At 40.4% G+C, this 22,314-nt stretch carries 15 protein-coding genes; all 15 read left to right on the top strand.

What is annotated here, in order from left to right:
* Positions 1-425: 425 nt before the first annotated feature.
* The 15 genes from CCZ37_RS16180 to CCZ37_RS16025 all read left to right on the top strand — a co-directional run bounded on the left by CCZ37_RS16180 (position 426) and on the right by CCZ37_RS16025 (position 20,218).
* Positions 426-1,139, top strand: a complete 714-nt coding sequence (locus CCZ37_RS16180) for a Fic family protein (protein WP_170908065.1) — start codon at positions 426-428, stop codon at positions 1,137-1,139.
* A 3,601-nt stretch (positions 1,140-4,740) separates the two neighbouring features.
* Entirely contained in the window at positions 4,741-5,076 is a 336-nt protein-coding gene (locus CCZ37_RS16150) for a DMT family transporter (protein WP_208613946.1), read from the top strand.
* Between the two features lie 178 nt (positions 5,077-5,254).
* Entirely contained in the window at positions 5,255-5,752 is a 498-nt protein-coding gene (locus CCZ37_RS16140; RefSeq protein ID WP_094501528.1) for a super-infection exclusion protein B, read from the top strand.
* Between the two features lie 1,232 nt (positions 5,753-6,984).
* Positions 6,985-7,266, top strand: a complete 282-nt coding sequence (locus tag CCZ37_RS16120) for a hypothetical protein (RefSeq protein ID WP_170887982.1) — start codon at positions 6,985-6,987, stop codon at positions 7,264-7,266.
* Positions 7,267-7,449: 183 nt separating this feature from the next.
* Entirely contained in the window at positions 7,450-7,902 is a 453-nt protein-coding gene (locus CCZ37_RS16115) for a hypothetical protein (protein WP_157729220.1), read from the top strand.
* 33 nt (positions 7,903-7,935) lie between these two features.
* Entirely contained in the window at positions 7,936-8,676 is a 741-nt protein-coding gene (locus CCZ37_RS19230) for a hypothetical protein (RefSeq protein ID WP_208613945.1), read from the top strand.
* 689 nt (positions 8,677-9,365) lie between these two features.
* Positions 9,366-10,193 (top strand): hypothetical protein, encoded by an 828-nt coding sequence (locus CCZ37_RS16095; RefSeq protein WP_094501518.1) that lies wholly within the window; start codon positions 9,366-9,368, stop codon positions 10,191-10,193.
* Between the two features lie 136 nt (positions 10,194-10,329).
* The gene (locus CCZ37_RS16090) at positions 10,330-11,088 is read left to right on the top strand and encodes a hypothetical protein (protein ID WP_094501516.1); all 759 of its coding nucleotides are present in this window, start codon (positions 10,330-10,332) and stop codon (positions 11,086-11,088) included.
* Between the two features lie 141 nt (positions 11,089-11,229).
* A complete protein-coding gene (locus tag CCZ37_RS16080; RefSeq protein ID WP_094501514.1) occupies positions 11,230-12,006 on the top strand; it encodes a hypothetical protein in 777 nt (258 codons plus the stop codon).
* A gap of 716 nt (positions 12,007-12,722) precedes the next feature.
* The gene (locus tag CCZ37_RS16070; RefSeq protein ID WP_094501512.1) at positions 12,723-13,046 is read left to right on the top strand and encodes a hypothetical protein; all 324 of its coding nucleotides are present in this window, start codon (positions 12,723-12,725) and stop codon (positions 13,044-13,046) included.
* A 1,614-nt stretch (positions 13,047-14,660) separates the two neighbouring features.
* Positions 14,661-15,512, top strand: a complete 852-nt coding sequence (locus CCZ37_RS16060; protein WP_094501508.1) for a TIR domain-containing protein — start codon at positions 14,661-14,663, stop codon at positions 15,510-15,512.
* Positions 15,513-16,711: 1,199 nt separating this feature from the next.
* Positions 16,712-17,017, top strand: coding sequence for a hypothetical protein (locus CCZ37_RS16050; RefSeq protein WP_198041669.1), 306 nt, complete (start codon positions 16,712-16,714; stop codon positions 17,015-17,017).
* Between the two features lie 1,222 nt (positions 17,018-18,239).
* The gene (locus tag CCZ37_RS16035) at positions 18,240-18,656 is read left to right on the top strand and encodes a hypothetical protein (protein WP_094501504.1); all 417 of its coding nucleotides are present in this window, start codon (positions 18,240-18,242) and stop codon (positions 18,654-18,656) included.
* A gap of 145 nt (positions 18,657-18,801) precedes the next feature.
* The gene (locus CCZ37_RS16030; protein ID WP_094501502.1) at positions 18,802-19,311 is read left to right on the top strand and encodes a P-loop NTPase family protein; all 510 of its coding nucleotides are present in this window, start codon (positions 18,802-18,804) and stop codon (positions 19,309-19,311) included.
* A gap of 154 nt (positions 19,312-19,465) precedes the next feature.
* Positions 19,466-20,218, top strand: coding sequence for an SDR family oxidoreductase (locus CCZ37_RS16025; RefSeq protein ID WP_094501500.1), 753 nt, complete (start codon positions 19,466-19,468; stop codon positions 20,216-20,218).
* Positions 20,219-22,314 lie beyond the last annotated feature (2,096 nt).

Genomic DNA, 22,314 nt, shown 5'->3' with positions numbered 1-22,314 from the left:
TTCAGCGTGCGCAAAGTGTGGAAAGGGCAAGTTTATTGAGCATTTTGTACTTGCTGAAAATCTTGCTTGTTGAGTTTGTCTCATTCAAAAGCTTGGTTTGTTGTTGAAAGGTGAACTTTGTTTTGGCAGCTTATTTATCATGGCTCTGGCTTGGTTTGGTTCTTGAATTACTCAACCATTGCAATTGTGGCTTTTGGTCGTGAAAAGTCGGTTTATCTTATTGAATTTGCTTAACAAACGGCTCAAGAGGGATTGCCAACGCGTGGCGGCTTTAGTGCAAAATTGAAGTTCAGTGTTTACAGTGTGTTTTTTGAGTTCGGTGGTGCGTTGTCAACCCCTTAGCCGGGCGTTAGCCGACTTCTACCACCTTACTCATCAGTAAGTGTATACTTAGCGAAGTTTTACTTACATTGAAGAAGACCACCATGACAGCATTGACAGATAACATGTGGAATATGAAACCAAATATACCGTTGGCTAAACAACTTGCCAAAAGAGATGTTCCAGCTTTGGTTTATGACGCTGTTAACCTCGAGGGTGTAGCAATGACTTTGCCTGAGGTGCAAACGATTCTTGATGGGATCACCGTAGGTGGCCATCGAATTAGTGATCAAAATATGGCAATGAACCAAGCTCGAGCATGGGAACTTATTTTTGGCTTAGTTGATCAAGGTGAGTTTCAATTTAATAAAGAAACCGCTTTAAAAATTCACAATATAGCTGGCAAAGAAGAAGCGTTAGAGTGGGGTAAGTTTCGCTCTGGTTACGTTTCCATTACGGGTTCAGAGTATGAGCCCCCCGCTCCAGATGAGTTGGACGATAAATGGCTTGAAGTTGAGAGTCAGGTTAATAGTGAATCTGATGTTTACGATCAAGCAATTACTGCATTTTTACAAATGGCACGCGCTCAATTTTTTTGGGATGTTAACAAACGTACCGGTCGGTTCATGATGAACGGTATTTTGTTGGCTAATGGTTTTCCTATCATTAATGTGCAAGCCAAACGTCAGCAAGAGTTTAATACGCTCATGCTCGATTTTTACTCTTCTAATGACATGACACAAATGAATAAGTTTTTACGAAGCTGTTTGGATGAAAAGATTATTCGTAATTTCAAGCTAGATCTGAAAATCGGCTAACAAACGCTTCAAGAAGGACAGCCAACGCGTGGCATTTTTATCATGCGTTGGTTTTTGTGATAATGGTGTTATGCGGAAGCTCGGTAGTAGCGTTGTCTGCCCCTTAAGCGGGCGTTAGGCAAGGTGAGTTTTTATCAGCTAAATCGAGTTGAAATTGAGCAGTGAATTCTATGTTTTGTGGCTTAACTTAAGCAATAAATCGTCATCACATATTTGTTGTTTCTTGATCGCGTTGGGTTGTTTATCGCTGTGAATTCATCGGCAAAATAACCTTCGGCATCCAAACGTCCGCCGAGCATGCTACGCTCGTCACTTTTCTTCCAAATCGCTCAATTTGAGTTTTTTGGTTTCTTTTCTGATTTGAGATTTTGGTTTATAAATGAATCGCTTAGTTGGTTTTCAGTTTTTAAACAAGTCTTGTTCTTTGGTTTTGAAAGTATCGTTGTCAATCTGTTGGCCTAACAAACGGCTCAAGAGGGATTGCCAACGCTTGGCGGTTTTAGTGCAAAATTGAAGTTCAGTGTTTACAGTGTTTTTTTTAAGTTCGGTGGTGCGTTGTCAACCCCTTAGCCGGGCGTTAGGCAAGGTGAGTTTTTATCAGCTAAATCGAGTTGGAATTGAACGGTAAATTCCATGTTCTCAGACTGAACTTAAGCAATAAATCGTCATCACCTATTTGTTGTTTCTTGATCGCGTTGAGTTATTTTTCGTTGTGAGTTTAGCGGCAAAATAACCTTCAGCATCCAAACGTCCGCCGAGCATGCTACGCTCGTCACTTTTCTTCCAAACCGCTCAATTTGAGTTTTTTGGTTTCTTTTCTGATTTGAGATTTTGGTTTATAAATGAATCGCTTAGTTGGTTTCAAGTTTACAAAAAACTCGTTCTTTGGTTTTGAAAGTATCGTTGTCAATCGGTTGGCCTAACAAACGGCTCAAGAGGGATTGCCAACGCGTGGCGACTTTAGTGCAAAATTGAAGCTTAGTGTTTACAGTGGTTTTTTGAGTTCGGCGGTGCGTTGTCAACCCCTTAGCCGGGCGTTATGCAACTCAGGTAAATTTAGGGGTTCAATCTTTTGGATTTCTCCGGCCATTCGTTTTGTGTTGTCGGCAAATGAGCTTTTTACCTTCAAATTCATGGTGAACTCAAGCCGTAAAACAGGCAAGGTTCTTTGTTTGCCTCAATGAGTTTTGGTGCTGTTTTGTTGTCAATTCAGCGTGCGCAAAGTGTGGAAAGGGCAAGTTAATCGAGCATTTTGCACTTGCTGAAAGTATTGCTTGTAGGGTTTGTCTCATTCAAAAGCTTGGTTTGTTGCTGAAAGGTGGACTTTGTTTTGGCGGCTTATTTATCAAAGTTCTTGCTTGGGTTGGTTCTTGAATCACTCAACTATTGCAATTGTGGTTTTTAGTCGTGTAAATTCGGTTTATCTCATTGAATTTGCATAACAAACGGCTCAAGAGGGATTGCCAACGCTTGGCGACTTTAGTGCAAAATTGAAGTTCAGTGTTTACAGTGGTTTTTTGAGTTCGGCGGTGCGTTGTCAACCCCTTAGCCGGGCGTTATGCAACTCAGGTAAATTTAGGGGTTCAATCTTTTGGATTTCTCCGGCCATTCGTTTGGTATTGTCGGCAAATGAGCTTTTTTACCCTAAAATTCGTGGTTTACTTAAGCCGTAAAACAGGCAAGGTTCTTTGTTTGCCTCAATGAGTTTTGGTGCTGGTTTGTTGTGAATTTAGCGGGCGCAAAGTGTGGAAAGGGCAAGTTTATCGAGCATTTTACACTTGTTGAAGTTTTAGCTCGTTGAGTTTTCCTGATTCAAAAGCTTGGTTTGTTGCTGAAAGGTGGACTTTGTTTTGGCGGCTCATTTATCACAGTTCTTGCTTGGGTTGATTCTTGAATCACTCAACCATTGCAATTGTGGCTTTTGATCGTGTAAAGTCAGTTTATCTCATTGAATTTGCATAACAAACGGCTCAAGAGGGATTGCCAACGCGTGGCGACTTTAGTGCAAAATTGAAGTTCAGTGTTTACAGTGGTTTTTTGAGTTCGGTGGTGCGTTGTCAACCCCTTAGCCGGGCGTTATGCAACTCAGGTAAATTTAGGGGCTCAATCTTTTTGGATTTCTCCGGCCATTCGTTTGGTGTTGTCGGCAAATGAGATTTTTTACCCTCAAATTCGTGGTTAACTTAAACCGTAAAACAGGCAAGGTTCTTTGTTTGCCTCAATGAGTTTTGGTGCTGTTTTGTTGTCAATTCAGCGTGCGCAAAGTGTGGAAAGGGCAAGTTTATCGAGCATTTTGCACTTGCTGAAAGTCTTGCTTGTTGAGTTTGTCTCATTCAAAAGCTTGGTTTGTTGTTGAACGGTGGACTTTGTTTTGGCGGCTTATTTATCTCGGCTCCTACTTGGGTTGGTTCTTGAATCACTCAACCATTGCAATTGTGGCTTTTGGTCGTGTAAATTCAGTTTATCTCATTGAATTTGCATAACAAACGGCTCAAGAGGGATTGCCAACGCTTGGCAACTTTAGTGCAAAATTGCAGTTCAGCGTTTACAGTGTGTTTTTTAAGTTCGGCGGTGCGTTGTCAACCCCTTAGCCGGGCGTTAGGCAAAGTGAGTTTTTATCAGCTAAATCGAGTTTGAATTGAACGGTAAGTTCCATGTTTTGTGGCTTAACTTAAGCAATAAATAATCATCACATATTTGCTGTTTCTTGATCGCGTTGTGTTGCTTTTCGTTGTGAATTTAGCGGCAAAATAACCTTCAGCATCCAAACGTCCGCCGAGCATGCTACGCTCGTCACTTTTCTTCCAAATCGCTCAATTTGAGTTTTTTGTTTCTTTGTTAATTTGAAGTTTTTGTTTATAAATTAATGGGTTAGTTTGCTTCAAATTTACAAAAAGCCTTGTTCTTGGGTTTTGAAAGTATTGTTGTCAATCGGTTGGCCTAACAAACGGTTAAAGAGGGACTGCCAACGCGTGGCGGTTTTTGTTCAAATCGGCCTTTGTGATTACGGTTGTTTTTTTGAGTTCAGTGTTTTGCGTTGTCAGCCCCTTAACCGGGCGTTATGCAACTCAGGTAAATTTATGGGCTCAATCTTTTGGGATTTCTCGGGCCATTCGTTTTGTGTTGTCGGCAAATGAGCATGTTTACCCTAAAATTCGTGGTTAACTCAAACCGTAAAACAGGCAAGTTTCTTTGTTTGCCTCAATCGGTTTTAGCGCTGGCGCATTGTCAGTTTGGCAGGCGCAAAATGTGGAAAGGGCAAGTTAATCGAGCATTTTGCTTTTGCTGAAGTTTTCGCTCGTTGAGTTTGTCTGACACAAAAGCTTGGTTTTTTGTTGAAAGGTGGACTTTGTTTTGGCGGCTTATTTATCTCGGCTCCTACTTGTGTTGGTTCTTGAATCACTCAACCATTGCGATTGTGGCTTTTGGTCGTGTAAATTCAGTTTATCTCATTGAATTTGCATAACAAACGGCTCAAGAGGGATTGCCAACGCGTGGCGACTTTAGTGCAAAATTGAAGTTCAGCGTTTACAGTGTGTTTTTTGAGTTCGGCTATGCGTTGTCAACCCCTTAGCCGGGCGTTATGTAACAAAAAGGAACTATGACATTGGTTTACATATTTTTGATCTTGGCAATCTTAACGGAAGTAACTGCAACTCTGTTGTTAAAGGCTTCAAATGGTTGGGAGAAGTGGTGGTTTGGAATGGGAGCGATATTTTTCTATTCAATCGCAGGAATGACTTTTGCGTTTGTTCTGAAATCTATGAATGTTGGGCTTGCTTACGCCATTTGGTCGGGCGCAGGCATTGCATTAGTATGTGTAGCGTCTGTCTTGATTTGGCAACAAAAATTCGACATATATGCCTTGGCTGGTGTGATGCTCATTGCATTAGGCACTGGATTAATCACATTAAAATCTAGTGTAGCACTCCAATAAATAGACTTAGCATATAGGCAAGGTTACATAACAAACGCTTCAAGAGGGACAGCCAACGCGTGGCATTTTTACTATGCGTTGGTTTTTGTGATTACGGCGTTATGCGGAAAGTTGGTAGTAGCGTTGTCTGCCCCTTAAGCGGGCGTTAGCTTACATTTGGTTAAATTAGGAGAGAAATTTGACAGATTTTTTATCGAGAATTCTTGGGTTTATAAAAAGGGCTCCACTAAGCTATTCTCTTTCTACATTACTTGTTGTGACATCTATTTATTTCTTACCTCATGATTTTTTAGCTAGAACAGGGTTGGATGAGTTTATTTCTGAATACAATAGTTATCTTTTAATGGTATTGATTTTTTCGACCGTATTATCGGGTGCGGAAATGATTGAATATGTAAATAAATACTTCAAAAAAAAGCGTGAGGAAAATAAGCAGTTAAAATTATTGCGCCTTCTAAATAAACAAGAGAAACTAATAATTAAACAATACATTGTTAATGGTGAAGCAACATTATATAGAGCTTATAGTGATGGCGTTATAGGTGGTTTGTGTAAGAAAAATATTTTATATCGTGCTTCTGATATGGAGGAGCCTTTGATGGGTTTCGCATTTAATATTCAACCTTGGGTATTGAATTATTATAAGGAACATCCTTCTTTCTCTAAAGAATTATAATATTTATGCCTTTAACGGAAGTGTTTCAGTAAGCTAACAAACGCTTCAAGAGGGACAGCCAACGCTTGGCATTTTTACTATGCGTTGGTTTTTGTGGTTACGGTGTTATGCGGAAAGTTAGTAGTGGCGTTGGCTGCCCCTTAAGCGGGCGTTATGCAACTCAGGTAAATTTAGGGGTTCAATCTTTTAGGATTTCTCCGGCCATTCGTTTGGTATTGTCGGCAAATGAGCTTTTTGACCTTAAAATTCGTGGTTCACTCAAGCCGTAAAACAGGCAAGGTTCTTTGTTTGCCTCAATCAGTTTTAACGTTGGCGCGTTGCGAATTTTGCGGGCGCAAAGTGTGGAAAGGGCAAGTTAATCGAGCATTTTGCTTTTGCTGAAGTTTTCGCTCGTTGAGTTTGTCTGACACAAAAGCTTGGTTTGTTGCTGAAAGGTGGACTTTGTTTTGGCGGCTCATTTATCACAGTTCTTGCTTGGGTTGATTCTTGAATTACTCAACCATTGCAATTGTGGCTTTTGGTCGTATAAATTTAGTTTATCTCATTGAATTTGCATAACAAACGGCTCAAGAGGGATTGCCAACGCTTGGCGACTTTAGTGCAAAATTGAAGTTCAGTGTTTACAGTGGTTTTTTGAGTTCGGCGGTGCGTTGTCAACCCCTTAGCCGGGCGTTATGCAACTCAGGTAAATTTAGGGGTTCAATCTTTTTAGATTTCTCCGGCTATTCGTTTTGCGTTGTCGGCAAATGAGCATTTTTACCTTCAAATTCATGGTGAACTCAAGCCGTAAAACAGGCAAGGTTCTTTGTTTGCCTCAATCAGTTTTAGCGCTGGCGCGTTGTAAATTCAGTGGGCGCAAAGTGTGGAAAGGGCAAGTTAATCGAGCATTTTGCACTTGCTGAAAGTATTGCTTGTAGGGTTTGTCTCATTCAAAAGCTTGGTTTGTTGCTGAAAGGTGGACTTTGTTTTGGCGGCTTATTTATCAAAGTTCTTGCTTGGGTTGGTTCTTGAATCACTCAACTATTGCAATTGTGGTTTTTAGTCGTGTAAATTCGGTTTATCTCATTGAATTTGCATAACAAACGGCTCAAGAGGGATTGCCAACGCTTGGCGACTTTAGTGCAAAATTGAAGTTCAGTGTTTACAGTGGTTTTTTGAGTTCGGCGGTGCGTTGTCAACCCCTTAGCCGGGCGTTATATTTTTTTTAAGTTCAGCAATCAAAAGGATTCATGATGAACGTGGATAAGGCGAAAAAACGCATATTGAAACGAGTACAAAGAGGTTTCAAAGGTTATCCGCAAATATCTTTAGAGTATTTCGGTAAAACGACAGATTTCGCTACCGAAGTAGTCATTACCTTTTTGTCTGAAGAAAATGCTGAACCGCAAATTCAGCGATTTACGAGTGATAAAGATGTTCGTGAAGATGAATCAATTCAATCGGTATTGTTGAAAATTATTGAGCGAGCCGAAGCTGCTACGGTTTTAGAAAGTCGAGAAGTATCAGTTTGTTAATGGTTTTTCGTTGATCTTAAGCTCTCGGTCACATTAGGGTTGAGAACGAAAATATAACAAACGGTTCAAGAGGGATTCGCAACGCGCAGCATTTGTGTAATGCGTTGATTTTTTTGGTTTACGGTGTTGTGCGGTGAGTTGGTCGTTGCGTTGCTCACCCCTTAACCGGGCGTTATGTTTGGTATGGCAATTGTTAAATTCGGTGATTATATGAAATGGATGCTTTGTGTTTTTAGTACAGTGATAATAAGTGGTTGTGCGAAAGAACCATCTGATGAACTTGTAAGAAATAATCAGTGTTATGAACAAATGGTTAGTAATCGGCTAGCCAAAATCAACGGGTTGATTACAAGTGAAGATGAAATTGATATACGAATAGCAGAAGATCATTTAAGGAAAAACATCCAAGATTGGATGTTAAAGTATCAACAAGCGAATGATATTACAGACCCAGTTGGTGGCTTATCATCCGCGTTTTATGGCATGGAATTGGCGAGAGATGCGACTAAAGCGAGCTGGAAAGATTTGTATGTTATTTTAAGTAGACCGACAGTGGATACTCGAGTATCGGAATATGTATCTAATACGTTGCTAAGTTCGTTTAAGACTTGTTATGGAACAATTGAAAATCAATAACATAACAAACGGCTCAAGAGGGATTGCCAACGCGTGGCGACTTTAGTGCAAAATTGCAGTTCAGTGTTTACGGTGTGTTTTTTGAGTCTGGCGGTGCGTTGTCAACCCCTTAGCCGGGCGTTAGGAGTTTTTATGGTCAAGCTAGATAAATCTAATTTAGAAAAAGTATTACATCACGATCTCACGTTAAATGATAAATATAAATTTGATCGCGCTTTTGATAGCATTGGCTATCAGAGTGAATATTGTTGTTATCATTATGCTGAGTTTGTCAGAAATTATAAGAATCATAAGCTTGCTATGTATGGTGAACTCGATGAAGAAATAAAAAATCCTCAATATTATAGAATTGGTTTTGAAGCAAATGCCATAGCTTTTTTTCGTTGTTTACATTCATTAGTCGAATCGGTTCCATATATTTTAAATATAATTTTTCAGATTAAAGATGATAAAGAGAGTCGAAATGTTGATTGGCGTTTAATTAAAAATTTTTGTGATCATAATAATATTTATGAAACGAGGAAGTTAATTGAAGAAATGCAAAAATTACCTTCTTATAATGAGCTTTCTCTTTTGGTTAATATTTCAAAGCATCGTCGTTTATTGAGAGTCGATAGTGGTTTATTTAGTGACTCTCCAAGTGCTAAATTTTTAGAAAAAGATTTTGAGGATAAATTTCAAAGTTATAATATTCAAGACTTGATGGAGAGGTTTTATTATGATCTTCATCCTTATGTGTTGAGGGTGATTAACAGTTGTGGTACAAACTCCTAACAAACGCTTCAAGAGGGACAGCCAACGCGCGGCATTTTTACTATGCATTGGTTTTTGTGGTTACGGTGTTATGCGGAAAGTTGGTAGTAGCGTTGTCTGCCCCTTAAGCGGGCGTTAGCTGAGGTTAAGAACAATCATAAAATTAAGCGTTTATTTTTCTTAGTCTGAGGCTCTAGCTTTACACCTGAAAGTCAGCACTTTTCCATGTATCTCGCCAGTGGCACTGTTCGTGAAGTGGTTGAACTAACCGAAGCATTCTTACGGGAAGTGATGTGCTTGTTTATTTCTTTGGTGTGGCTTCTTTGGTTTTGAAGCTCTTTCGCGCTTAAGTTGATTTCGCGCACTTGGTTGTTGGCTTCTTCGAAAGAATTCTTTGTAAATTTAAGTCTTAGAAGCTCGTCAGTTTTGCTGTTATTTCTTCTTTGCCAAGTGCGTTTCGTGGGTTAGGTTTTAGTTTCTCAGTTGTCCGTTTTACTTTGTCGCTTGAAAACAATAATGTGTTTTAAATTAGGCCGTTGGGTAGCCAATCTCCGGCTAAAGTGCAGCAGCTAACAAACGGCTCAAGACGGATTGCCAACGCTTGGCGACTTTAGTGCAAAATTGCAGTTCAGTGTTTACGGTGTGTTTTTTGAGTTCGGCGGTGCGTTGTCAACCCCTTAGCCGGGCGTTAGCCATCTCGAGGAAGTATGATGTCTTCAGAAACAATTGAATTATTAAAGTCTCTTGCATCGGCTATAGTCGGTTCCGGGCTTACTTTGGCTGTAATAGCGAAATTTGGTCAGGGATGGTTTTTCAAAAAAATCGACTCGAAGTATGCATCAGAGTTAGCAGAAAAGAACAATCAATTAATGGGGCAACTTGAAAGCAAGAAGAATGAACTCAATAAGCAACTTCAGATTGAAGTAACGCATATAAAGTCAGAATTGGATGTGTTAGGTAGTCAGCAGTCAAAGTTCTTAGATATGAAAGTAACGAGCATTTTGACACTTAATCAACAACACTATTTAGCCGTTAAAGAAATTAAAGCTCTAACTGATATCACTCATATGTGGGTTGAGGAAGCGGCTCTATACTTTAAAGTTCAAATTGATGAACGCAATAATGAGGGACTTTCTGACTACTCTGTGTATCGAAAAATGCACCAACAAAGGTGGAATAAATTTGATACAGCAGCAAATGCTGCTTTCAATAAATATGCTGAGTGTTTAGCTCTCAATATGACAATTCTTCCCCAAAGTCTTGTAAGTGAAGAAATGCAACTTGTAGATCTTTGTAAGACTGTATTATCAGGTGCTTCAATGAACTTCTCACGTGCGATGAACTTTTCAGAATATATTGTGAATCCCGAAGACTGCGATGGTACGGAAGAAGAGTTCATGATGGAGCTCAACAATGAACATGCAAAAGCAATTGCTCATAAACAGTATATCGATCAATTATCTGACGATCTTTTTTCTAAATCACAGAGGTCTCGAGTGTTAATTGACAGTCTTTTGAGCCATAGAAGCGATGGCTAACAAAGCGTTTAAGACGGATTCCCAACGCTTGGCATTTTCAGTTTGATCCAACTTTAGTGTTTACGGCACAATGCGTTAGGTGTGGTGGTCTGCGTTGCTCACCACTTAACGCGGCGTTATATTTTAGGAGAGTTTTGTGCAAGTAAATCATTCTTTTCGGCTATTAATAGAAGCTGCACTGTGTAAAACACAATTTAGTCTAGAGGATTTTGATATAACGTATCCTTCGTATGGCGATTTGGTGACAATCGAGTTTAAGCACCATGAAGGATTCAAAATATCTCTGGAAGAAGTAGAGTTTGAGGAAACACTGAAATTAACTAAGGGACTATCAGACCATTTAGCATTGGGTTTGCCGAGTTCATTTTACGGTGAGCCAGATACAAAAACAGTGACAAAAACAAAGTATGTATCCACAGAATCACCAGGTTCAATCAAAGCCACTGATGATGTGACAATTAAAAGCTTGACTGAATTTCCACGACGCTTCATCGCTTGGACTAGCAACATCGAGGCAGAACTACTGTCAATCTATAGTTTGCCAGAAAGCCCTGAAAATGATCTTGAAAGCCAAATTGAAGCAATTTTTCCTAATGAAATTGCCGAACCGACCAGCAAGTTTGATGCAAGTGAAGTATCAAAGCTAAAGGAAAGTCTTGAGACTTTGTACAAACGGGTTGAACAGCTGCAAGAGCAATGTGCTATTTCCAGTAGTGAACTTGAGTCTCTACGTAAAGCTTTAGATAACGCCAGTGAAAGTGCTCCTAAATATCCGAAAGGAATGTGGCTTAAACTGAATAAGGGAAAAATCAAAGAGTCGTTAGTAGCGATATTCAAGTCTGAAGAAGGGCGCCAGTTTTTGCTAAAAGTAGTTGAAAAAATCACACTAACATAAAATATAACAAACGGTTCAAGAGGGACAGCCAACGCGCGGCATTTTTATTATGCGTTGATTTTTGTGGTTACGGTGTTATGCGGAAGCTTGGTAGTGGCGTTGTCTGCCCCTTAACCGGGCGTTAGCAATCAGGAGGAAGTGATGACTTATGAAAACAGAGTTGTATGTTTCATTGATATATTAGGCTTTTCGTCAATGGTATCGAAAACTCTAAATTCAGATGATACATACAATGATGAACAAATATCTCATATTTACGAAGCGTTAGAATGTATCCGCGATACCTTGGATATTGATGAAGAGAATCAAGACACAGTTGTAACACAGTTCTCGGACTCAGTTGTTATATCATTTTGTTCTGATGAAGAGAGTCAAGTGTTCAATACATTGCTTGATATTCAGCATGTACTAATTCGTCTAATCTACCGAGGAATACTATGCCGTGGCGGGGTAGCTATCGGAGCTGTCGTCCATAATGACAAGTATCTATTCGGTCCAGCGATGATCGATGCATATACGCTAGAAAGTAAAGCTGCAAATTATCCGCGGGTAATTTTATCCGAAGAAATAATTAAACTAGCGGGACAGTCAAAATCTCAAGCACATACTGAAGAAGAAGAAATGCAGTATGTTATGTCATTGCTACAAAAAGACTCTGATGGAATGTATTTCATTGACTACATAGGTAAATCTGCTCAGCAAGAGCTAGATGAACCTGCGTTAGATTACCCTATATATTTATCCGAAATTGCAAATATTTTGGCAACAGGAATAAATAGCAAACGCCCAGATATACAAGTTAAATATAGCTGGTTAAAGGAGCGCTACAATGAAGTGCTTGAACCGATAAGAGCTACACTATCAGGCTCTGAAGTCAGTGACTATGAGCAATCCTTTTTGGACTTACCTAGTTACTAGATTGCTAACAAAACATTTAAGAGTGATTCCCAACGCTTGGCATTTTCATTCCATCGTTGGGTTTTGTGTTTACGGTGGTATGGTTTAGTTTCGTGGTTGCGTTGCTCACACCTTAATGTGGCGTTAGCTGAGGTTAAGAAAAACCATAAAATTAAGCGCTTATTTTTCTTAGTCTGAGGCTCTAGCTTTACACCTGAAAGTCAGCATTTTTCCATGTATCTCGCCAGTGGCACTGTTCGTGAAGTGCTTGAACTAACCGAAGTCTGTTTACGGGAAGTGGTGTGTTTGTTTATTTCTTTGGTGTGGCTTCTTTGGTTTTGAAGCTCTTTCGCGCCTAAATGGGTTTTGCGCACTTGGTTGTTGGCTTCTTCGAAAGAATTCTTTGTAAATTTAAGTCCTAGAAGCTCGTCAAGTTTTCCTGTTATTTCTTCTTTGCCAAGTGCTTTTCGTGGATTAGGTTTTAGTTTCTAAATTGTCCGTTTTACTTTGTCGTTTGAAAGCAATAATGTGTTTTAAATTAGGCCGTTGGGTAGTCAATCTCCGGCTAAAGTGCAGCAGCTAACAAACGGCTCAAGAGGGATTGCCAACGCGTGGCGGCTTTAGTGCAAAATTGAAATTCAGGGTTTACAGTGTGTTTTTTGAGTTCGGCGGTGCGTTGTCAACCCCTTAGCCGGGCGTTATATGCTTTTCCGTTTTTAGATAACTTAGAGGGCGAAATGACAATTGATGAAATGGCGAATGCCACAAGAAGTATCTTCAAGCCTGATGTAATGGATAAATCTCTGCCAGAGCTGGAACTGCTTTTGAAACAGCACATGGCGCGAGTCCCAGTGGAACATAAAGGCGGCGATAGCAGTAACCAACATTTATATGATTCTACTTACAAAGAGTACATTCATTGGATGGACGCATATAAACACCTGACCTTTCTTATTGAGGGGCGTCGTACAGCAAAACGTCATACATTCACCTTGGTTGTATCGTGTATGGCACTACTAGTTTCAGTTGGTTTGTTGTTAGCAAGGCTTTGGGGCATTTAGGACAATTCAGCACGCATATAACAAACAATTTAAGTGGGATTCACAACGCTTGGCACTTTTGTTTCTACTTCAATTTTAGTGGTTACGGTACAATGCTTTAGGTTGGGTGGTAGCGTTGTTCACCCCTTAATTGGGCGTTAGGCAGGGTGAGTTTTTATCAGCTAAATCGAGTTGGAATTGAACGGTAAATTCCATGTTTTCTGGCTTAAGTTAAGCAATAAATCGTCATCACACATTTGTTGTTTCTTGATCGCGTTAGGTTGTTTAGCGTTGTTAATTCAGCGGCAAAATAACCTTCAGCATCCAAACGTCCGCCGAGCATGCTACGCTCGTCACTTTTCTTCCAAATCGCTCAATTTGAGTTTTTTTGTTTCTTTGCTGAGTTGGAATTTTGGTTTATAAATGAATGGGTTAGTTTGTTTCAAGTTTACAAAAAAGCTCGTTCTTTGGTTTTGAAAGTCTCGGTGTCAATCAGTTGGCCTAACAAACGGCTCAAGAGGGATTGCCAACGCGTGGCGGCTTTAGTGCAAAATTGAAGTTCAGTGTTTACAGTGTGTTTTTTGAGTCCGGTGGTGCGTTGTCAACCCCTTAGCCGGGCGTTAGGCAAAGTGAGTTTTTATCAGCTAAATCGAGTTGGAATTGAACGGTAAATACGATGTTCTCAGACTGAACTTAAGCAATAAATAATCATCACATATTTGCTGTTTCTTGATCGCGTTGGGTTGTTTAGCGTTGTGAATTTAGCGGTAAAATAACCTTCAGCATCCAAACGTCCGCCGAGCATGCTACGCTCGTCACTTTTCTTCCAAATCGCTCAATTTGAGTTTTTTGGTTTCTTTGCTGAGTTAGAGTTTTGGTTTATAAATGAATGGTTTAGTTTGTTTCAAATTTACAAAAAGCCTTGTTCTTGGGTTTTGAAAGCATTGTTGTCAATCGGTTGGCCTAACAAACGGTTAAAGAGGGATTGCCAACGCTCGTCGATTTTAATGCAAAATTGAAGTTAAGTGTTTACAGTGTATTTTTTGAGTTTAGTGGTGCGTTGTCAACCCCTTAACCGGGCGTTATGCAACTCAGGTAAATTTAGGGGCTCAAACTTTTGGGATTTCTCCGGCTATTCGTTTTGTGTTGTCGGCAAATGAGCATTTTTACCCTAAAATTCGTGGTTCACTCAAGCCGTAAAACAGGCAAGGTTCTTTGTTTGCCTCAATGAGTTTTGGTGCTGGTTTGTTGTGAATTTAGCGGGCGCAAAGTGTGGAAAGGGCAAGTTAATCGAGCATTTCGCATTTTCTGAAAGTCTTGCTTGTTGAGTTTTCCTGATTCAAAAGCTTGGTTTGTTGTTGAAAGGTGAACTTTGTTTTGGCGGCTTATTTATCGCAGTTCTGGCTTGGGTTGATTCTTGAATCACTCAGCCATTGCAATTGTGGTTTTTGGTCGTGTAAAGTCGATTTATCTCATTGAATTTGCATAACAAACGGCTCAAGAGGGATTGCCAACGCTTGGCGGCTTTGGTGCAAAATTGAAGTTCAGCGTTTACAGTGTGTTTTTTGAGTTCGGTGGTGCGTTGTCAACCCCTTAGCCGGGCGTTAAGTGTTTCAAATTAATTAAGGAGAACAAATGTTTTATCATGTGTTAATCGAAACAAAAGAAAAGACGGGTAAGAACAAGAAGAACAAGCAAATTTTTGAGCTTGATTTTACAGATAAATCTAAAATTATTAGTGAAATCGTTGCTCCATATCTTTCTGAGCATGAATTTCAGTTTGATGGTTATTTTCTTACTAAATCAGAAATCGTACGCATTGTTGTGCGAGAGAGTGAACTTGATAGTTCAACGCTATCGAAAAACGCTAACAATAACCTCGCTCCCGGTGTGATTTTCTTTATTAGTCGTGAATCAGCCGTTCAATCTGATTCTCATACAAGAGATATAACAAAAGAAATATTTATCGAAGCAAAGAAAATTAATGACAATCAGCCTTCAATTGTAAGTGATACCGATGACGACAAGAACTGTGTTATGAATAAAAATCAAGTGTTCGTCGTTCATGGGCATGATAATTTGGCAAAGCTAGAGGTTTCAAGCTTTATAAAGGATCTAGACTTTGAACCTATAATTTTACATGAGCAAGCTAGCGGTGGAGACACGATAATTGAAAAGATTGAAAACTATTCAAATGTTGGCTTTGGAGTAGTTCTCTATACCCCATGTGATTTAGGTGCTAAAAATGAAGAAAATTTTCAACCTTCACCAAGAGCACGTCAAAATGTAGTGTTTGAACATGGATACCTCATTGGAAAATTAAAAAGAGGTAATGTTTGCGCCCTTGTTAAAGGACAAGTAGAAACTCCTAATGATATTAGTGGCGTGGTTTACGTGAGCCTGGATGATCATGGTGCATGGAAAATTGCTTTAGCGAAAGAGTTACGAAAAGCAGGGTATAACGTTGACATGAATAAGGTGTTGTAAACACTTAACAAACGCTTCAAGAGGGACAGCCAACGCGTGGTATTTTTACTATGCGTTGGTTTTTGTGGTTACGGTGTTATGCGGAAAGTTAATAGTAGCGTTGGCTGCCCCTTAAGCGGGCGTTATGCAACTCAGGTAAATTTAGGGGTTCAATCTTTTGGATTTCTCCGGCCATTCGTTTTGTGTTGTCGGCAAATGAGCTTTTTTACCCTAAAATTCGTGGTTAACTCAAGCCGTAAAACAGGCAAAGTTCTTTGTTTGCCTCAATCAGTTTTGGTGCTGGTTTGTTGCCAATTCAGCGTGCGCAAAGTGTGGAAAGGGCAAGTTTATTGAGCATTTTGTACTTGCTGAAAATCTTGCTTGTTGAGTTTGTCTCATTCAAAAGCTTGGTTTGTTGTTGAAAGGTGAACTTTGTTTTGGCAGCTTATTTATCATGGCTCTGGCTTGGTTTGGTTCTTGAATTACTCAACCATTGCAATTGTGGCTTTTGGTCGTGAAAAGTCGGTTTATCTTATTGAATTTGCATAACAAACGGCTCAAGAGGGATTGCCAACGCGTGGCGGCTTTAGTGCAAAATTGAAGTTCAGTGTTTACAGTGTGTTTTTTGAGTTCGGTGGTGCGTTGTCAACCCCTTAGCCGGGCGTTATGCAACTCAGGTAAATTTAGGGGCTCAATCTTTTGGATTTCTCCGGCCATTCGTTTTGTGTTGTCGGCAAATGAGCACTTTTACCCTCAAATCCGTGGTTCACTCAAGCCGTAAAACAGCTAAGGTTCTTTGTTTGCCTCAATCAATTTTAGCGCTGGTTCGTTGCCAATTCAGCGTGCGCAAAGTGTGGAAAGAGCAAGTTTATCGAGCGTTTTACAGTTGCTGAAAGTCTTGCTTGTTGAGTTTGTCTCATTCAAAAGCTTGGTTGGTTGTTGAAAGGTGGACTTTGTTTTGGCGGCTCATTTATCACAGTTCTTGCTTGGGTTGGTTCTTGAATCACTCAACCATTGCAATCGTGGCTTTTGATCGAGTAAAGTCAGTTTATCTTATTGAATTTGCATAACAAACGGTTAAAGAGGGACTGCCAACGCGTGGCGGTTTTTGTTCAAATCGGCCTTTGTGATTACGGTTGTTATTTTGAGTTCAGTGTTTTGCGTTGTCAGCCCCTTAACCGGGCGTTATGTGCTTTTGCCTAGAAATTAGGAAATTCACAATGATTAAGTTACGTCAAAGTGGAAAGGTGTTCAGTATGGATAGTTTTGAGTCAAAAGGTGAGTTGTTACGAAATCACGCCAAAGGTTTAGTTGTTGAGTTTATGCAAAGTCATCCTGACTGCTCCCCAAACAGCCTTGGAATGAAGCAGGCAGAAATTTTTAGGCGTTGTGGTCTTGGCTGGGGAGAGCAGCGTAAAGCAAGCCCATCGAACCAACAATATTGGCTAGTAGCCTTGCTACGACAGCTTGAGCAAGAAGGTGTAGTTGTTCAGGTGGTAGAGTCTGGTCCTTGGAGACTCTGCTAACTCAAAAAGTACGCACATAACAAACGGTTCAAGAGGGACAACCAACGCGTGGCATTTTTACTATGCGTTGGTTTTTGTGGTTACTGTGTTATGCGGAAGCTTGGTGTAGCGTTGGTTGCCCCTTAACCGGGCGTTATGCAACTCAGGTAAATTTAGGGGTTCAATCTTTTAGGATTTCTCCGGCCATTCGTTTGGTGTCGTCGGCAAATGAGCATTTTTGCCCTCAAATTCGTGGTTAACTTAAACCGTAAAACAGACAAGGTTCTTTGTTTGCCTCAATCAGTTTTTGCGCTGGTTTATTGTGAATTTAGCGGGCGCAAAGTGTGGAAAGGGCAAGTTTATCGAGCGTTTTGCAGTTGCTGAAAGTCTTGCTTGTTGAGTTTGTCTCATTCAAAAGCTTGGTTTGTTGCTGAAGGGTGAACTTTGTTTTGGCGGCTTATTTATCACAGTTCTTGCTTGGGTTGATTCTTGAATCACTCAACCATTGCAATTGTGGTTTTTGATCGAGTAAAGTTAGTTTATCTCATTGAATTTGCATAACAAACGGCTCAAGAGGGATTGTCAACGCGTGGCGACTTTAGTGCGAAATTGAAGTTCAGTGTTTACAGTGTGTTTTTTAAGTTCGGCGGTGCGTTGTCAACCCCTTAGCCGGGCGTTATGCAACTCAGGTAAATTTAGGGGTTCAATCTTTTGAGGTTTCTCCGGCCATTCGTTTTGTGTTGTCGGCAAGTGAGCATTTTTACCCTAAAATTCGTGGTTTACTCAAGCCGTAAAACAGGCAAGGTTCTTTGTTTGCCTCAATCAGTTTTAGCGCTGGCGCGTTGTAAATTCAGTGGGCGCAAAGTGTGGAAAGGGCAAGTTTATCGAGCATTTTTGCACTTGCTGAAGGTTTCGCTCGTTAAGTTTTCCTGATTCAAAAGCTTGGTTTGTTGCCGAAAGGTGGACTTTGTTTTGGCAGCTTATTTATCACGGCTCTGGCTTGGGTTGGTTCTTGAATTACTCAACCATTGCAATTGTGGTTTTTGATCGAGTAAAGTCAATTTATCTTATTGAATTTGCATAACAAACGGCTCAAGAGGGATTGCCAACGCTTGGCGACTTTAGTGCAAAATTGAAATTCAGTGTTTACAGTGTTTTTTTTTAAGTTCGGTGGTGCGTTGTCAACCCCTTAGCCGGGCGTTAACTGCTGGTAGGCATATAGGTAACATTAGAAATAAGAAACATGAAATATGAAGAAGACAAAGCCTTGAACGAATTTGAGCAAGCACATAGATGGTTATGGGATAAGGCATCATCAACGAAAAACCACTTTGATGCCAGAGGTTATGATTATGACTATCTAAAGCGTATATATGAAAGTGCTTTAAAAATGGATTTCATAGATGAAAAATCTGCGGACTTTGTCGCTTTTAATGTAATTGAGAATTACGCCTACGAGTATGGCGACTATTATGGTGAAAAAGAAGATCTTATGTATCAGTCTTTTACGAATACTACGTCATTCCATAATTTGTTTATTTCTATGTGCAAAGATCTGCAAATAGATCTTATCAATCCGACAGAAACGTGTAAATTTTCAGCTACCTTATATTTCTCTGGGCTTGGGTTAAATAAGGTTTTACAGGAACGAAAACTATAGCAAGCAGTTAACAAAGCATTTAAGAGTGATTCCCAACGCATGGCATTTTTCATTCCATCGTTGGGTCTAGTGTTTACGGTTGTCTAGTTAGGTTTCGTGGTAGCGTTGCTCACACCTTAATGCGGCGTTAGCATGCAGAGGTAGCATGAAAAAGATCCTTATCATCGGAAACTCTGGTTCAGGTAAAAGTTGGTTGTCAGGACAGTTATCAAAGAGACTTAGACTAAAAGAAGTTCACTTGGATTCAGTTGTTTGGGAACCTGGTGGCTATAACCAGAAACGCTCTCCTGAAACTATAAAAAGTGAACTGGTAAAATTGAGTATGGATCCATCTTGGATTGTTGAAGGTGTATTTGGTGCTTTAATAGAAGAGTTGATCCCACATGCGGACACTTTGTTGTTTTTGGATCTAAATTGGGCAGTATGTAAGGCTTCGTTACTTGCTCGTGGTTCAGAAAGTTCAAAGCAACTTGATGTAGTAGAAGCCGATAAAAATTTCAAAGAACTACTGACTTGGGCGTCTGAATATTCGATTCGTACATCAAAAAGTTCAAGACAGTTCCATGATTATCTTTTCAGCAATTTTTCTGGTATTAAAGTGCGTTTTACATCACGTTTGCAGGTTAGTTCTTTTGCAGCGGGAACAGCATGCTAACAAACGGCTCAAGAGGGATTGCCAACGCATGGCGACTTTGGTGCAAAATTGAAATTCAGTGTTTACAGTGTATTTTTTGAGTTCGGTGGTGCGTTGTCAACCCCTTAGCCGGGCGTTATGCATTACATCAAATTCAGCGTTAAAAGGATGAATAATGAGCGTTCAAAAAGTAGTTGTTATTACTGGCGGTAGCCGAGGGATTGGTGCGGCGACAGCAAAGCTTTTTGCTCAAAACGGTTTTTCCGTATGCATAAATTACAAATCTAATGCTGAGGCTGCTAATACTCTCGTTGAAGAAATCAAAGCGTTAGGTGGTCATTGTATTGCGGTTCAAGCTGACGTTTCCAAAGAAGGTGATGTTGTTAAACTGTTTGAAACCGTTGACCAAGAGCTTGGTGTTGTTTCTGTTCTTGTCAACAATGCTGGTATCTTAAAGAAGCAGATGCGCTTAGACGAAATGAGTGCAGAGAGGATTAACTCAATTCTCATAAACAATGTGACAGGTTATTTCTTGTGTTGTCGTGAAGTAGTGAAACGAATGTCAACTCGTCATGGTGGTCTCGGTGGTGTCATAGTTAATGTTTCTTCGGGAGCCGCTCGAACAGGTTCACCGAATGAATACATCGATTATGCAGCGTCAAAGGGTGCAATTGACACGTTAACAAAAGGTCTGTCGTTGGAAGTTGCCGCGGAAGGTATCAGAGTTAACTGTGTTCGCCCAGGATTGATTTATACCGATATGCACGCTGACGGTGGAGAGCCTGACCGTATAGAACGACTCAAAAATAAAATCCCAATGCAACGGGGTGGTTTGCCTGATGAAGTTGCTGAGGCTATTTATTGGTTAGCGTCTGAAAAATCATCATTTTCCACAGGTAACTTTCTAGATTTAGCCGGTGGTTTGTAATGCATAACAAACGCTTCAAGAGGGACAGCCAACGCGCGGCATTTTTACTATGCGTTGGTTTTTGTGGTTACGGTGTTATGCAGTAAGTTGGTAGTGGCGTTGGCTGCCCCTTAAGCGGGCGTTATGCAACTCAGGTAAATTTAGGGGCTCAATCTTTTGGGATTTCTCCGGCCATTCGTTTTGTGTTGTCGGCAAATGAGCATTTTTACCCTAAAATTCGTGGTTCGCTCAAGCCGTAAAACAGGCAAGGTTCTTTGTTTGCCTCAATGAGTTTTGGTGCTGGTTTGTTGTGAATTTAGCGGGTGCAAAGTGTGGAAAGGGCAAGTTTATCGAGCATTTTGTACTTGCTGAAGGTTTCGCTCGTTGAGTTTGTCTCATTCAAAAGCTTGGTTGGTTGTTGAAAGGTGGGCTTTGTTTTGGCAGCTCATTTATTACAGTTCTTGCTTAGGTTGGTTCTTGAATCACTCAACCATTGCAATTGTGGCCTTTGGTCGTGTAAATTTGGTTTATCTCATTGAATTTGCATAACAAACGGCTCAAGAGGGATTGCCAACGCTTGGCGGTTTTAGTGCAAAATTGAAATTCAGAGTTTACAGTGTGTTTTTTAAGTCCGGCGGTGCGTTGTCAACCCCTTAGCCGAGCGTTATGCAACTCAGGTAAATTTAGGGGTTCAATCTTTTGAGGTTTCTCCGGCCATTCGTTTTGTGTTGTCGGCAAGTGAGCATTTTTACCCTAAAATTCGTGGTTTACTCAAGCCGTAAAACAGGCAAGGTTCTTTGTTTGCCTCAATCAGTTTTAGCGCTGGCGCGTTGTAAATTCAGTGGGCGCAAAGTGTGGAAAGGGCAAGTTTATCGAGCATTTTGCACTTGCTGAAAGTATTGCTTGTAGGGTTTGTCTCATTCAAAAGCTTGGTTTGTTGCTGAAGGGTGGGCTTTGTTTTGGCGGCTTATTTATCACGGCTCTGGCTTGGGTTGGTTCTTGAATCACTCAACCATTGTAATTGTGGCTTTGGGTCGTGTAAATTCAGTTTATCTCATTGAATTTGCATAACAAATGGCTCAAGAGGGATTGCCAACGCGTGGCGGTTTTAGTGCAAAATTGAAGTTCAGTGTTTACAGTGTGTTTTTTGAGTTCGGCGGTGCGTTGTCAACCCCTTAGCCGTGCGTTATGCAACTCAGGTAAATTTAGGGGTTCAATCTTTTGGGATTTCTCCGGCTATTCGTTTTGCGTTGTCGGCAAATGAGCTTTTTTACCCTCAAATTCGTGGCTAACTCAAGCCGTAAAACAGGCAAAGTTCTTTGTTTGTCTCAATCAGTTTTGGTGCTGGTTTGTTGCCAATTCAGCGTGCGCAAAGTGTGGAAAGGGCAAGTTTATTGAGCATTTTGTACTTGCTGAAAATCTTGCTTGTTGGGTTTGCCTCATTCAAAAGCTTGATTTGTTGTTGAAAGGTGGACTTTGTTTTGGCGGCTTATTTATCACGGCTCTGGCTTCGGTTGGTTCTTGAATTACTCAACCATTGCAATTGTGGCTTTTGGTCGTGTAAATTCAGTTTATCTTATTGAATTTGCATAACAAACGGCTCAAGAGGGATTGCCAACGCGTGGCGACTTTAGTGCAAAATTGAAGTTCAGTGTTTACGGTGTGTTTTTTTGAGTTCGGCGGTGCGTTGTCAACCCCTTAGCCGGGCGTTATGCAACTCAGGTAAATTTAGGGGTTCAATCTTTTGGATTTCTCCGGCCATTCGTTTTGTTTTGTCGGCAAATGAGCTTTTTTACCCTAAAATTCATGGTTCACTCAAACCGTAAAACAGGCAAATTTCTTTGTTTGCCTCAATGAGTTTTGGTGCTGGTTTGTTGTGAATTTAGCGGGCGCAAAGTGTGGAAAGGGCAAGTTTATCGAGCATTTTGCACTTGCTGAAAGTCTTGCTTGTTGAGTTTGTCTCATTCAAAAGCTTGGTTTGTTGTTGAACGGTGGACTTTGTTTTGGCGGCTTATTTATCATGGCTCTTGCTTGGGTTGATTCTTGAATCACTCAACCATTGCAATGGTGGCTTTTGATCGAGTAAAGTCAGTTTATCTTATTGAATTTGCATAACA

Source organism: Vibrio qinghaiensis (assembly GCF_002257545.1).
GTDB lineage: Bacteria > Pseudomonadota > Gammaproteobacteria > Enterobacterales > Vibrionaceae > Vibrio > Vibrio ordalii.
This window is presented reverse-complemented; position numbering and strand designations above follow the sequence as displayed.